This window comes from Sphingomonas elodea ATCC 31461, from assembly GCF_000226955.1.
Lineage (GTDB): Bacteria > Pseudomonadota > Alphaproteobacteria > Sphingomonadales > Sphingomonadaceae > Sphingomonas > Sphingomonas elodea.
On the sequence record NZ_AGFU01000060.1, the window covers coordinates 1 to 12,836 of the forward strand.

The following is a 12,836-nucleotide window of genomic DNA, read 5'->3' on the forward strand; positions in this document are numbered from 1 at the left end:
CCCGCCAGCGAACTGGTGACGCTGGCGGTGCTGGCAGCGGGCGAAATCGCCCGCTGATCGCGGGAGGACCGGCATGATCGACGCTATCGACCATCTGGTTCTCACCGTGCTCGATGTCGAGGCGAGCCTCGCCTTCTACGCCCGCGTGCTCGGCATGGTGCCGCAGCGCGTGGGCGCGGGACGCGGCGCGCTCCATTTCGGCGTCCAGAAGATCAATCTGCAGCAACTGCACGTCGGCGTCGATCCGAACACGCGGCATCCGTCGCGCGGGTCGGGCGATTTCTGCCTGCTCACCAGCATGCCGATCGAGAACGTGATGGCGCATCTCGCCGAAGCGGGCGTGGCGATCGTCGAAGGGCCGATCGAGCGGACCGGCGCGCAAGGGCCGATCCGCTCCGTCTATTTCTACGACCCCGACGAGAATCTGGTCGAGGTCGCCAACCAGTGCTGACCCGGCTCAGCCGTCGATGCTCGCGCCGAGCGCGGCGTTGACCAGCCCGCCGTCGACCGTCACGGTTTCGCCCACCAGATAATCCCCGGCACGGGCGGCGAGGAAGATCGCCGCGCCCGCCATGTCCTCGGCCACGCCGATCCGCCTAGCGGGGATCGCCTGCGCCACCGTGCCGCCATGGTCACGCGCGGCCTTGTTCATGTCGCTGGGGAAGGCGCCCGGCGCGATCGAGGTGACGTGGATCTGGTCGCGCACCAGCCGCGCCGCCATCCGCCGGGTGAGGTGGATCAGTGCCGCCTTGGAGGCCTGGTAGCTATAGGTTTCCCAGGCGTTCAGCCGCTGGCCGTCGATCGAGGTGATGTTGATCACCTTGGCCGGGCGCTCGGCGCTGCCGCCGGCCTTGAGCAGGCCGTGCAGCGCCTGGGTGAGAAAGAAGGGCGACTTGACGTTGAGGTCCATGACCTTGTCCCAGCCCTGTTCCGGGAAGCTCTCGAACGGCTCACCCCAGGCCGCACCGGCATTGTTGACCAGAATGTCGAGGCGCGCCTCCCGCGCGGCCAGATCGGCAGCGAGCGCCCGGCAGCCTTCGACGGTGGAGACGTCATGGGGCAGCGGCACGGCAGTCGGACCCAGCGCGGCGGCGGTCTCCTCGCAGGCCCCGGCCTTGCGCGACGATACATAGACCTTCGCGCCCGAAGCGACGAAGCCTTCCGCGATCATCCGCCCGATGCCGCGCGAGCCTCCGGTGACCAGCGCGACGCGGCCATCCAGGCGAAACAGCGACGATACGTCCATGCCAAACTCCCTCTCCCGGCCCTCCACAGTGGGAACGGCCCTTGTTACCCGCCGCGCTTCAGCGTCTCGCGGGCGATGATCAGCTGCTGGATCTGGCTGGTGCCTTCGTAGATCCGGAACAGCCGCACGTCGCGGTACAGCCGCTCGATCCCGTAATCGGCGATGTAGCCGGCGCCGCCGAAGATCTGCACCGCGCGATCGGCGACGCGGCCTACCATCTCGCTGGCGAAATACTTCGCCGCCGCGGCCTCCATCGTGGTGTTCGCCCCGGCATCCTTCGCGGTGGCCGTCTCCAGCACCAGCGCGCGGGCGGCGAGCGCCTCGGTCTTCGAATCCGCCAGCATCGCCTGGATCAGCTGGTGCTCGGCGATCGGCTTGCCGAACTGCTTGCGCTCGCCGGCATAGGCGACGCAATCGGCGATCAGCCGCTCGGCGACGCCCACGCAGACTGCCGCGATGTGCAGCCGGCCGCGATCGAGCACCTGCATCGCGATGCGGAAGCCGTCGCCTTCGGCACCCAGGCGGTTTGCGACCGGCACGGCCACGTCATCGAACCGCACGTCGGCGACGCGGGCGCCCTTCTGCCCCATCTTCTTCTCGGGCTCGCCGATCGAGACGCCGGGCAGGTCGCGCGGCACCAGAAAGGCGGAAACGCCGCGCCCGCCCGCTTCCGCGCCGGTGCGCGCCATCACGGTGAAGAGCTGCGCCTTGTCGGCATTGGTGATGTAGCGCTTGGTGCCGCTCAGCCGGTAGACGTCGCCGTCGCGCACGGCACGGGTCTGCACCGCGCCCGAATCCGAACCTACGTCCGGTTCCGTCAGCGCGAAGCTGGTGATGATCGCGCCCCGGGCGATGCGCGGAAGCCAGTGCGCCTTCTGCTCGGGCGTGCCCGCGATCACCAGCCCCTGGCTGCCGATGCCCACATTGGTGCCGAAGGCCGAGCGAAAGGCGGGCGTGGTGCGCCCCAGCTCGATCGCCACCCGGCATTCCTCGCCCATGGTGAGGCCCAGGCCGCCATGTTCCTCGTCGATCGAGAGGCCGAACAGGCCCAGCGCCTTCATCTCCTCGACGATATGCTCCGGGATCGCATCCGCCGCCTCCACCGCAGCCTCCAGCGGGCGGAGCCGCTCGGCGACGAAGCGGCGCACCGTGTCGAGCAGCGCGTCGAACAGCTCTGGTTCGAGGGCCATGGCCATCCTCTCGGTTCTAATTGCGAGCAGGTATAGCGGCTATACAGCGCGTCGCAAGCCGTACCCAATCTTCCAAAGTGTTTTGTTTGCCGGGCGGTGACAGGGCCTGTATCGGGGGCATACGGGTCCGCAAAGGAGAAAAGATCATGGCTGGCAGCCCAGCCGAAACCCCGCTCGTGCCGCCGCCGCGGCGCGTGGCGACGCCGACGATGCTGGCCTATGGCTTCGGGGCGGCCGCCTATGGGGTGAAGGACTTCTGCTTCATCACCTTCCTATTGCTGTTCTACAATCAGGTGGTCGGGCTGCCCTCGGCCGAGGTCGGCTTCGTCATCATGTGTGCGCTGCTGCTCGACGCGTTCGTCGACCCGGCGATCGGGATGCTCTCGGACCGGACGCGGAGCCGCTGGGGGCGGCGGCACCCCTGGATGTATGCGGCCGCGGCGCCGATCGCGCTGGGCTGGCTGCTGCTGTGGAATCCGCCCGCCTGGTCGCATGCCGGGCTGCTCGGCTGGCTGTTCTGCACCGCGGTGCTGGTGCGGACGGCCGTGTCGGCGTTCGAAGTGCCTTCCCAGGCGCTGACCCCAGAGCTGTCCTCGGGCTATGAGGAACGCACGCGGATCATGGCCTATCGCTACCTGTTCGGCTGGGGCGGCGGCATGGCGATGCTGGTGCTCTCCTATGCCTGGTTCCTGGCCGAAGGGCCGGGCCGGCCGCACGGCCAGTTCGATCGCGCCGGCTATCCCGCCTTCGCGCTGGGCGGAGCGGTGCTGATGGTGGTGGCGATCCTGGTCTCGGCGCTGGGTACCCATCGCGAGATCCGTCACCTGCCGCCGGTGCGGGTCGAGCGCCAGCCGCTGCGCCGCAGTCTGGCCGAGCTGTTCGAGACACTGCGCAACCCGGCCTTCCTTATGCTGATGGGGGCGGGGCTCTGCTATTTCACCGCGCAGGGCATCAGCTTCTCGATGTCGAACTATCTCTATGCGCATGTCTGGCGGTTCGACAGCACGGCATTCGAGCTGCTGGGCGGAACGCTGTTCCTGGGAGTCCTGCTGGCCTTCGTCCTGGCGCCGCGGCTCGCCCGCCGCCTGGGCAAGCCGGGTGCAGCGACGCTGGCGCTGGTGCTGGCGGTGCTGCTGCTCACCGCCCCCTATCTGCTGCGGTTGGGCGGGGCCTTTCCCGCACCCGGCAGCCCGTGGCTGCTGCCGCTGCTGTTCGCGATCTTCACGGTCAACGCCACCTTCGCCGTATCCTCGACGATGCTCGGCGCCTCCATGCTGGCCGATGTGGTGGAGCATTCCGAGGTGACGACCGGGCGGCGTTCCGAGGGCGTGTTCTTCGCCGGCTTCTTCTTCGTCCAGAAATGCTCGAGCGGGCTCGGCATCTTCCTGACCGGGCTGATCCTTTCGCTCACCGGCTTTCCGGACGGCGCCGCGCCGGGCACGGTGCCGACACTCGTGGTGGACCGGTTCACGCTGCTGTTCTGCTGCGTCTATCTGTCGCTGGCTGGGACGGCGGCGTTCTTCTACCGGCGTTTTCCCTTCGGCAAGGCGGAGCATGCCGCCCGGCTGGCGCAGCTCGGCGCGCGGGCCGACTGACGCACGGGAAGTGCCCGCCGGGTGTGGACCCGGCGGGCATTTCTCTCTTCGGGGACGGCGTCAGGCCACGCGGCCCAAGCGGTGGTAGAGGTTGGAGAACTTCACCGATTCCGGCTTGTCCTTCACCGCCTGGAGATGGGCGCCGACGGCCTCGCGGAGCAGGCGGAAATCCTCGGTGGAAAAGACGGCGCGGCTGCGCTGCGGTTCGTTGGTCATGACTTACTCTCCTTACGCGGCTTCACTGGTGAACTGGGCTGCTTCGGTGCTCTCGGCGAGCGCGGTGGTGGAGCTGGCGCCCCCCGCCACGGTCTGGGCGATGGCGTCGAAATAGCCGGTGCCGACCTCGCGCTGGTGGCGCGTCGCGGTATAGCCCTCGGCCTCCGCCGCGAACTCGGCCTGCTGCAGCTCCGAATAGGCCGCCATGCCGCGATCCCGATAGCCGCGCGCCAGCTCGTACATGCCGTAGTTGAGGCTGTGGAAGCCGGCGAGGGTGACGAACTGGAACTTGTACCCCATCGCGCCGATCTCGCGCTGGAAGCGGGCGATATCGTCCTTGTCCAGGTTCTTCTCCCAGTTGAAGCTGGGCGAGCAATTATAGGCCAGCATCTTGTTCGGATGCGCGCGCTTGATCGCCTCGGCGAAGCGGCGGGCGTCGTCGAGATTGGGCTTCGACGTCTCCCACCACAGCAGGTCGGCATGGGGTGCGAACGCCAGCCCGCGCTGGATGCAGTGATCGACGCCGGTCCCCTCCTTGAGGCGGAAGAACCCCTCGGGGGTCCGCTCGCCGGTCAGGAATTGGTGGTCCCGTTCATCCACGTCCGAGGTGATCAGCCGCGCCGACTCCGCATCGGTGCGGGCGCAGATCACCGTCGGTACCCCGCACACATCCGCCGCCAGCCGCGCCGCATCGAGGTTGCGGATATGGGCCTGGGTGGGGATCAGCACCTTGCCGCCCAAGTGGCCGCACTTCTTCTCGCTGGCCAGCTGGTCCTCATAGTGCACCCCGGCAGCACCGGCGGCGATATAGGACTTCATGATCTCGAAGCAGTTGAGCGGCCCGCCGAACCCGGCCTCGGCATCGGCGACGATCGGCGCGAACCAATCCCGCGTCGCGCCGCCTTCCAGATGCTCGATCTGGTCGGCGCGCTGGAGCGTCGCGTTGATCCGCCGCGCCAGCTCCGGCCCGGCATTGGCCGGGTAGAGCGACTGATCGGGGTACATCTGCCCGGCGGTGTTGGCATCCGCCGCGACCTGCCAGCCCGACAGATAGATCGCCTTGAGCCCCGCGCGGACCATCTGCATCGCCTGGTTGCCCGACAAGGCGCCCAGCGCATGGACATAGTCCTCGGTGCGCAGCAGCTCCCACAGCTTGAGCGCGCCGCGGCGGGCCAGCGTATGCTCCACCGGCAGCGAACCGCGCAGCCTGGCGACGTCCGCCGGCGTGTAGGGGCGCTGGATGCCCTCGAACCGCCCGGTGGGGGCGGGGACCAGATCCTCGAAACCAAGCGACTGGGACATTGTGAATTCCTTGACTGACTGGCGATAGCTTGTGTGGCTAAGTTTAGGAAGTTCAGGCGTGGAGGGAATTCAACTTCGGCTTCGCACAGGGTGTGGGTGTGTGGTGGGTTGCGAGGTCCCCTTGTATGGGTGTAAACTATTTACAGACCGGTTGTTGTTCTTGGGTGAGAACGTAGAAAGAACGCGGAGTGTAGGACAGCGGCAAATTCCTCCCCGGAACGGGGAGGGGGACCGCGCCGCGCGAGCGGCGTGGTGGAGGGGCCGCCGCGCTAGCGGCGGTGCGGGCGGGGGATAGTCCGGGACTACCGCGCCTTCGGCGCGGCCCCTCCACCCCCGCCTTCGGCGGCGGTCCCCCTCCCCGTTCCGGGGAGGAATTTTTGAGGAGCGCGACGAACCATGGCCGAACGCAAACTCTTCGCCGGGCACGCCATCCGGCGGCTGCGTTTCCAGCTCGCCGTCACCCAGGCGGCGATGGCGGAGGCGCTGGAGATTTCGCCCAGCTATCTCAATCTGGTCGAGCGCAACCAGCGGCCGATCTCCGCCGCGCTGATGCTCAAGCTGGCCGAGACCTATGACTTCGATCCCCGCCGCCTCGCCGCGGCCGAGCCCGGCGGCGGGGCCGAGGCGCTGCGGCGGCGGCTGGCGGACCCGCTGTTCGCCGATCTCGCCATCGATCGCCACCAGCTCGAGGAATGGCTGGCCGGCGCGCCCGACGGCGCCGAGGCGTTCGCCCGCGCCTATGACCGGATGGGCAATGCCGCCGCGCCGCTCCCCGGCGCCGCGCAGGATCCCGGCCCCCAGGTCCGCCGCGCGATCGAGCGCTGGCGCAACCATTTCGCCGATCTCGACGCCGCCGGCGAGGCGCTGGCCGACGAACTGCGCATGGCCGGCGAGCCCTACGGCGCGATGGCCGAGCGGCTGCGGGTGAAACACCAGCTCGCCGTGCGCATCCTGCCCGCCGAGGTGATGGGCGATGCCCTGAAACGGCTCGACCTGCACGCGCGGCAGCTGCAGCTCTCCGAGGCTCTCGATCCCAGCGCGCGCGCCTTCGCGCTGGCCGAGCAGCTGGCGGTGGAGGCGCGCGACGAGATCGAGGCGCTGGTCCGCGGCGCCGGGCTGGACCGCGCCGCCGAACGCCCGTTCCGCCGCCACCTGACCGCCTATTTCGCCGCGGCGGTGACGATGCCCTATGCCCGCTTCCTGCGCGCGTGCGAGGCGAGCGGCTATGACCTGGAGCTGCTCCAGCGGCGCTTCGGCGCGAGCGCGGCGCAGGTCGCGCACCGGCTGACGACGCTGCAGCGGGTGGGCGCGCGCGGCCTGAGCTTCTTCCTGATGCGGTTCGATCGCGCGGGGCAGGTATCGAAACGCTATGCCGGCGCCAGCGGATCGGCGCTGGTCGAGGCGTCGGTGCCGTGCCCCTTGTGGAACGCCTATGACGCCTTTGCGCGGACCGACGAGACGGCGGTGCAACTGGTCGAGCTGGAGGACGGCGCGCGTGCCTTCACCATCGCGCGCTGCGTGCATCCGCATGGGGGAGCGCCCGGCGGCGTGCGCCCGCGCTTCGTGATCGCGCTGGGCCTGCCGGCGGCGGAGGCGGGGACGCTGGCGGCGGCGCGCGGCGTGGACCTTGCCGGCCGCGCCGCGCCGATCGGGCTGGGGTGCCGGGCGTGTACGCGGCTGGCGTGCCCGCAGCGCTCGGCGGCGCCGGCGGGGCGCGCGGCGGCGGGGAGCGAGCGGGAGCGCGGGGTTACGGCGTTTGGGTTTGCGGGGGATTGAGGGGTCGCCAGGGTGAAGTTGCCTTGACGTTCCTCTTCTACCCGGCGAGATTTTAAATGCGTTTTGGGAGGGGCATCATGAAAATTCGGCGCGACTTAGACGAATCGTTCTTCGATAATGGTTTCAATGATACCAATGACGTATTTCAAAGAGGTGATTTGGCGCGCCGGCTTACTGGGCTTTATGAAAATCTCGAGCAAGGTACGGTATCGATACTCGACGGGCGGTGGGGTACTGGGAAATCCGTCTTCGCAAGGCAGTGGAAATTCCACTTAGAAGCTAGAGGCGTCCCGTGTATCTACTTTGATGCATTTGCAGCGGACTATATTGACAGTCCTTTTCGAGCGATTGCAACTGCGTTCGTTAGAGAGGTGCAAGCAGTCCGGTCTAGCGAACGCGAGTTTTATGAAAAATTTGTCAGTGCGTTGTCCAAGGCTGCGAAGAGCATAGCTGCCCCGACCGCAAAGTTTGCTGTAAAGGCTGTTAGCTTCGGTCTTATTGGAGCTGCTGAAATTGAAAGCGCAAAGGAGATCACAGATGAGATTGCCTCGGGTCTCGGCGATATCTCTGAGGCATCTGTCAAAGCCATGCTCGAAGAGCAAGCGAATGACGAGGCTAATTTCCGCGCATTACAGGTTAGTCTAGAGCAACTTCCTAGCCTTCTGTCGAAGCCAGTGAAAGGCCTTGAGAAAGACGAATCAGAAACTCCTCTGATTATTATAATCGATGAACTAGATAGGTGCAGGCCAGATTTTGCGTTAGGTATATTAGAATGTCTTAAGCACTTCTTTAGAGCAAGAAGATTGCACTTCGTGTTGGTTACAAACGTGAACCATCTTCTGCTTTCGGTGCAGAGTAGATATGGAGTTGGTGATGCAGCATCAGAATATATTCAGAAATTTTATGATTTTCTGATTCCATTCGAGGTGGGTGGTCGTTCTCATGGAATGTCGAGAACGGGCCATTATGCCGTCAATCTTCTAAAGGAGTTGACGGGGGAAAGTCGTGGCGAGGCGCTGGAAATATTCAGTGAGGTAGGATACATCGTTAGTGCGTATGATCTTTCAATTCGTCAAGCTGAGAAGATCGTCATAACATTCATATTGGCGAGGATTGATTTTAAAAAAATGAACTGCGCCCTGCTATAATAATAGCCGTATTGGTTTGCCTCAAAGTGGTTAGGTTGGATATATATGTTAACCTAACGAAGGGCGTGATATCTTACCCAGAAATAAAATCCTTCCTCGATGCAGGGCGTTGGCCAGAAGAGTATCCAAAAGGCCACGTTCAAGGATTGATGCGATATCTCTGCGATGATTCGATAGATAATAATGACCCAGAATTTGCAAATTATGCAAACTTCTTTAGCAGATTCTATTTTAGAAACAGGCGTGATGTTTTGCCGTTGATGGCTAATTCGATGATTGATAGATATAGCTAGCTGCGTAGGTGGAGGGTCACCCCTCCACCCCCAACTGCCAAAGCACGAACGCCATCTCGTCGGCATATTCCCGCAGACTCTCCCACCGCCCGGACTTGCCGCCATGGCCAGCGCCCATATTGGTCTTGAGCAGCAGGATATTGTCGTCGGTCTTGGTCGCGCGCAGGCGGGCGGCCCATTTGGCGGGCTCCCAATAGGTCACGCGCGGGTCGTTGAGGCCGCCCGAGATCAGCATCGGCGGATAGGCCTGTGCCGTCACATTGTCATACGGGCTGTAGCTGCGGATCAGCTCGAACGCCGCCTTGTCCTCGATCGGGTTGCCCCATTCGGGCCACTCGCCGGGGGTGAGCGGCAGGCTCTCGTCGAGCATGGTGTTGAGCACGTCGACGAACGGCACGTCGGCGATCACCGCGCCCCATAGTTCGGGATCGGAATTGACCACCGCGCCCATCAACTCGCCGCCCGCCGATCGGCCGGCGATGGCGATCCGGCCCGGCGCGGTATAGCCGAGGGCGATCAGCCCCTTCGCCACGTCGACGAAATCGTGGAACGTGTTGGTGCGCTTCTCCAGCTTGCCCTCGTGATACCAGTGCTGGCCGAGATCGTCGCCGCCGCGGATATGGGCGATGGCGAAGGCCATGCCGCGATCGAGGAACGACATGCGGCTGGTCGAGAAGCCCGGCGGGATGGCGTGGCCATAGGCGCCGTACGCATAGAGATAGAGCTTGCCGGTGCCATCGCGCGGGAAGTCCTGCGGATAGACGATCGAGACGGGGACGGCGGTGCCGTCGCGCGCGGTGATGGTCAGGCGCTCGGTGCGGTATTTGGTGCCGTCATAGCCGCTGGGGATTTCCTGGACCTTCAGCGTCTCCAGTGCGCCGGTGGCGACGTCGTAATCCTGGACGGTGCCGGGGGTGACCATCGATTCATAGCCGAGCCGCAGCTTGGTGACGGCATATTCGGGGTTGTCGCCCAGGCCCGCGACATAGCTCGCCTCGGGGAATTGCAGGCGCACCGGGGGGACGCTCGCGTCATAGCGGTGCAGCTCGATCTGATCGAGCCCGTCCTCGCGGCCCTCGACGACGAAGAAATCGGCGAAGCAGGTGACGCCGGTCATGTAGAAATGGCGCGAGGGGGCGATGCGCTCGGTCCATTCGGACGGAGCCGAGATCGGCGCGGTGACGAGGCGCCAGTTGGTGTCGGTATCGTTGGTGTGGATGAACAGCGTGCCGTCATGCTCGTCCACGTCATATTCGCGGCCCGGCTTGCGCGGGGCGACGCAGATCGGCGTGGCGGCGGGGTTGTCGGCGGGGAGCAGCCAGACCTCGCTGGTCACATGGTCGCCGGTGGCGATGGTCAGCCACTTGCGCGACTGGGTCTCGCCGACGGCGACGCGGTAGCCTTCGTCGGCCTCGCGGAACAGCTCGATGTCGTTCTCGACCGGCTCGCCGAGCTTGTGCCAGCGGGCATTGTCGGTGCGCCAGTTCTCGTTGGCGAGGCCGTAGAGAAAGCCCTTGGAATCCGCGGTCCACACGATCTCGGAGAGCATGCCCGAGATGGTGTCGGGGAGGAGTTCGCCGGTGGTAAGGTCCTTGACCCGGACTTCGAACCGCTCCGAGCCGTTGTCGTCATAGGCATAGGCGAGCCAGCGGCCGTCGGGGCTGGCGGAGATCTCGCCCAGGCGGAAATATTCCTTGCCGGCGGCGAGCGCGGGTTCGTCGAGGATCAGCTCGTCCGGGCCGCCGGCGGCGGGCTTGCGCCACCAGCGCGGATATTCGCCGCCGACTTCGTAGTCGGTCCAGTAGATCCAGTCGCCGTCGCGCTGGGGGACGGTGGCCTCGTCTTCCTTGATCCGGCCGCGCATCTCCTGGAACAGCGTTTCGGACAGCGGCTTGAGCGGGGCCATCACCGCGTCGAAATAGGCGTTCTCGGCCTCGAGATAGGCGAGCACGTCCTTGTCGGTCACCTCGGGATAGCCGGGGTCGCGTAGCCAGGCCCAGGGGTCCTCGATGGTGATGCCGTGGCGGGTAAAGCTGTGCGGACGGGTGGCGGCGACGGGCGGCGTGGGGAAATCGGTCATGGGGATGTTGTAGGAAGTCGCGGGGGCTGGGCAAGCCCTAGATCCTCCCCCAGGAGGGGGAGGATCTTCGGGTTACTGCTGCACCGGCAGCGCGATGTAGCTGGCGTTGGGGCCGCTCACCGTCACCTTCTGCGTCGCCTTCACATAGTCCTTCGGCTTGGCGAACAGGATGTTCGGCACGAAGCTCTGGGGATTGCGGTCGTAGAGCGGGAACCAGCTCGACTGGACCTGCACCATGATCCGGTGGCCGGGCAGAAAGACATGGTTGGTGGTGGGCAGCGCGAAGCTGTAGTTGAGCGGCTTGTTCGCCGGGATCGGCTTCGGGCTTGCCAGCGACTCCCGGTAGCGGCCGCGGAAGATGTCCATCGCCACGGCGAACTGGTAGCCGCCCTGGGCGTGGTGGATCGGCATCTGTTCGGGGAACACGTCGATCAGCTTGACCACCCAGTCGCTGTCGGTCCCGCTGGTCGCGGCGTTGAGGTGGACCATCGGCTGCCCCGCGATCGTCACCGGGGCGGCGAGCGGCTCGCTCACGAAGCTCAGCACGTCCGGGCGGCTGGAGACGGCGCGCTGGTCGGTGGCGAGCCAGGCGGTCCAGTGATCGCCTTCATAGCCCACCGCCTGTACCGGGCGAGGGACGTAGGTGACCGGGTGGGCGGGATCGGAGACATAGTCCTCGCTCGCCGGTGCGCCGCCCGGCGCGTCGAAGCCCAGCTTGCCCTCGGGCTTTAGGAACAGCTTGGCGCTGGCCGGCGCGGCGGGCCAGCCGGGGAGGCGCTGCCATTCGTTGGTGCCGCTCTGGAACGCGGTGACGGGGGCGACGTCCATCGGCATGCCCTTGAGGAAGTGCGAAAGAAAGGGTGCCAGCACATGCCAGCGCCACCATTTCGCGGTATCCTGGTCCCAGCTGATCCCGGCGAGCTTGCTGCCCTCCTCGATCGCCATGCCGTGCCACCATGGGCCCATGGTGAGGAACAGCCTGCCCGCCGCCTCCGGCTTGTCCTTCAGCGCCGCATAGACGGCAGGGGCGCCGTAGATATCCTCCTGGTCCCACAGCGAGTGGACCAGCATGGTCGGCACGGTGAGCGGCTGGGCGGCGAGCACCTTGTCCATCGCCTGATCGGACCAGAAGGCATCATAGGCGGTATGCTCGACGATCTTGCGCCAGAAGCCGGTCTGCTCCAGCCCGTGCGCCTTCGCCAGCGCGCCGGCCGAGCCGCCCTCCATGTACAGCATGTATTCGTCGTAGAAGCTCGAGATCCACGGGCTGCTGTTGTCGCGGGTCGCATCCTGCTCCCAGATATAGGGCAGGTTCATCTGGCGGAAGGCGCCGTTGTGGAACCAGTCGTCGCCGCGCCAGCCATCGACCATCGGGTTCATCGGCACCGCCACCGCCAGCGCCGGATGCGGGTGGATCAGCGGCATCAGCGCGGTGAAGCCGTCATACGAGATGCCGAGCACGCCGACCTTGCCGTTCGACTGGGGGAGGTTCTTCACCAGCCAGTCGATCGTGTCATAGGCGTCGGTGGAATCGTCGGTATCGGTGGGGTTCCAGCGGGTGTGCGCCAGCGCCGGGTTCATCATGTAGACGCCCTGCGAGCCGTACTTGCCCCGAACGTCCTGGATCACCCGGATATAGCCGCCCGCGACGATCACGTCGGCGGCGTTGTCATAGCCGTCGAGCGCCGCAGCCATGCGCCCGCTCTTGACGTTTCCGGTCAGCGCCTCGGCATTATAGGGCGTGCGGGTGAGCAGGATCGGGGCGTTCTTCGCGCCTTTGGGCACCAGAATGACGGTGTGGAGGGTGACGCCGTCGCGCATCGGGATTTCGACCACGCGGCGTTCATGGTCCCAGTCGCCGGTCGGCAGATGCGCCGTGGCGGGGCGCTCGTCGGCGGAGGTTTGCGCCTGGGCGGGGAGGGTGCCCAGCCCGAGCAGGCACGCCGCAGCGATGGTCGATATGCGCATGATGATGTCCCCCCGGCGGGTT

The 12,836-nt window shown here is 65.9% G+C and carries 10 protein-coding genes; 4 read left to right on the forward strand and 6 right to left on the reverse strand.

Annotated elements, in window-relative coordinates; genetic code table 11:
• The first annotated feature begins 73 nt into the window (after nt 1–73).
• Nucleotides 74–451: a VOC family protein gene (locus tag KK7_RS0115295; RefSeq protein WP_010545524.1), complete on the forward strand. Its 378-nt coding sequence runs from the start codon at nt 74–76 to the stop codon at nt 449–451.
• A gap of 6 nt (nt 452–457) precedes the next feature.
• On the opposite strand, the gene KK7_RS0115300 is transcribed toward KK7_RS0115295, so the two are convergent.
• Nucleotides 458–1,246, reverse strand: a complete 789-nt coding sequence (locus KK7_RS0115300; protein ID WP_010545525.1) for an SDR family oxidoreductase — start codon at nt 1,244–1,246, stop codon at nt 458–460.
• Nucleotides 1,247–1,290: 44 nt separating this feature from the next.
• Entirely contained in the window at nt 1,291–2,436 is a 1,146-nt protein-coding gene (locus KK7_RS0115305) for an acyl-CoA dehydrogenase family protein (RefSeq protein WP_010545526.1), read from the reverse strand.
• Between the two features lie 146 nt (nt 2,437–2,582).
• On the opposite strand from KK7_RS0115305, the gene KK7_RS0115310 reads away from it, so the two are divergent.
• Nucleotides 2,583–4,031 (forward strand): MFS transporter, encoded by a 1,449-nt coding sequence (locus tag KK7_RS0115310; RefSeq protein ID WP_010545527.1) that lies wholly within the window; start codon nt 2,583–2,585, stop codon nt 4,029–4,031.
• Between the two features lie 60 nt (nt 4,032–4,091).
• On the opposite strand, the gene KK7_RS23190 is transcribed toward KK7_RS0115310, so the two are convergent.
• Nucleotides 4,092–4,247 carry a hypothetical protein gene (locus KK7_RS23190; RefSeq protein WP_010545528.1) on the reverse strand — a complete coding sequence of 52 codons (156 nt, stop codon included), beginning with the start codon at nt 4,245–4,247 and terminating at the stop codon, nt 4,092–4,094.
• A 12-nt stretch (nt 4,248–4,259) separates the two neighbouring features.
• Nucleotides 4,260–5,549, reverse strand: coding sequence for an isocitrate lyase (aceA, locus tag KK7_RS0115320; RefSeq protein WP_010545529.1), 1,290 nt, complete (start codon nt 5,547–5,549; stop codon nt 4,260–4,262).
• Between the two features lie 396 nt (nt 5,550–5,945).
• Here aceA and KK7_RS0115325 point away from each other — a divergent pair, with 396 nt between their 5' ends.
• Together KK7_RS0115325 and KK7_RS22005 are read left to right on the forward strand one after the other, a co-directional pair.
• Nucleotides 5,946–7,325 carry a helix-turn-helix domain-containing protein gene (locus KK7_RS0115325; protein WP_010545530.1) on the forward strand — a complete coding sequence of 460 codons (1,380 nt, stop codon included), beginning with the start codon at nt 5,946–5,948 and terminating at the stop codon, nt 7,323–7,325.
• A 77-nt stretch (nt 7,326–7,402) separates the two neighbouring features.
• Nucleotides 7,403–8,473, forward strand: coding sequence for a KAP family P-loop NTPase fold protein (locus KK7_RS22005; protein ID WP_158000023.1), 1,071 nt, complete (start codon nt 7,403–7,405; stop codon nt 8,471–8,473).
• Nucleotides 8,474–8,782: 309 nt separating this feature from the next.
• On the opposite strand, the gene KK7_RS0115330 is transcribed toward KK7_RS22005, so the two are convergent.
• Together KK7_RS0115330 and KK7_RS0115335 are read right to left on the reverse strand one after the other, a co-directional pair.
• Nucleotides 8,783–10,846 (reverse strand): S9 family peptidase, encoded by a 2,064-nt coding sequence (locus tag KK7_RS0115330; RefSeq protein ID WP_010545531.1) that lies wholly within the window; start codon nt 10,844–10,846, stop codon nt 8,783–8,785.
• A gap of 72 nt (nt 10,847–10,918) precedes the next feature.
• Entirely contained in the window at nt 10,919–12,814 is a 1,896-nt protein-coding gene (locus KK7_RS0115335; protein ID WP_040598831.1) for a CocE/NonD family hydrolase, read from the reverse strand.
• Between the last annotated feature and the right edge of the window lie 22 nt (nt 12,815–12,836).

Excerpts from the sequence above, each read along its gene's own strand:
- KK7_RS23190 (WP_010545528.1), bottom strand. The coding sequence starts at position 4,247 with ATGACCAACGAACCGCAGCGCAGCCGCGCCGTCTTTTCCACCGAGGAT.
- KK7_RS0115335 (WP_040598831.1), bottom strand. The coding sequence starts at position 12,814 with ATGCGCATATCGACCATCGCTGCGGCGTGCCTGCTCGGGCTGGGCACC.
- KK7_RS0115295 (WP_010545524.1), top strand. The coding sequence starts at position 74 with ATGATCGACGCTATCGACCATCTGGTTCTCACCGTGCTCGATGTCGAG.
- aceA (WP_010545529.1), bottom strand. The coding sequence starts at position 5,549 with ATGTCCCAGTCGCTTGGTTTCGAGGATCTGGTCCCCGCCCCCACCGGG.
- KK7_RS22005 (WP_158000023.1), top strand. The coding sequence starts at position 7,403 with ATGAAAATTCGGCGCGACTTAGACGAATCGTTCTTCGATAATGGTTTC.
- KK7_RS0115310 (WP_010545527.1), top strand. The coding sequence starts at position 2,583 with ATGGCTGGCAGCCCAGCCGAAACCCCGCTCGTGCCGCCGCCGCGGCGC.
- KK7_RS0115325 (WP_010545530.1), top strand. The coding sequence starts at position 5,946 with ATGGCCGAACGCAAACTCTTCGCCGGGCACGCCATCCGGCGGCTGCGT.
- KK7_RS0115330 (WP_010545531.1), bottom strand. The coding sequence starts at position 10,846 with ATGACCGATTTCCCCACGCCGCCCGTCGCCGCCACCCGTCCGCACAGC.
- KK7_RS0115305 (WP_010545526.1), bottom strand. The coding sequence starts at position 2,436 with ATGGCCCTCGAACCAGAGCTGTTCGACGCGCTGCTCGACACGGTGCGC.
- KK7_RS0115300 (WP_010545525.1), bottom strand. The coding sequence starts at position 1,246 with ATGGACGTATCGTCGCTGTTTCGCCTGGATGGCCGCGTCGCGCTGGTC.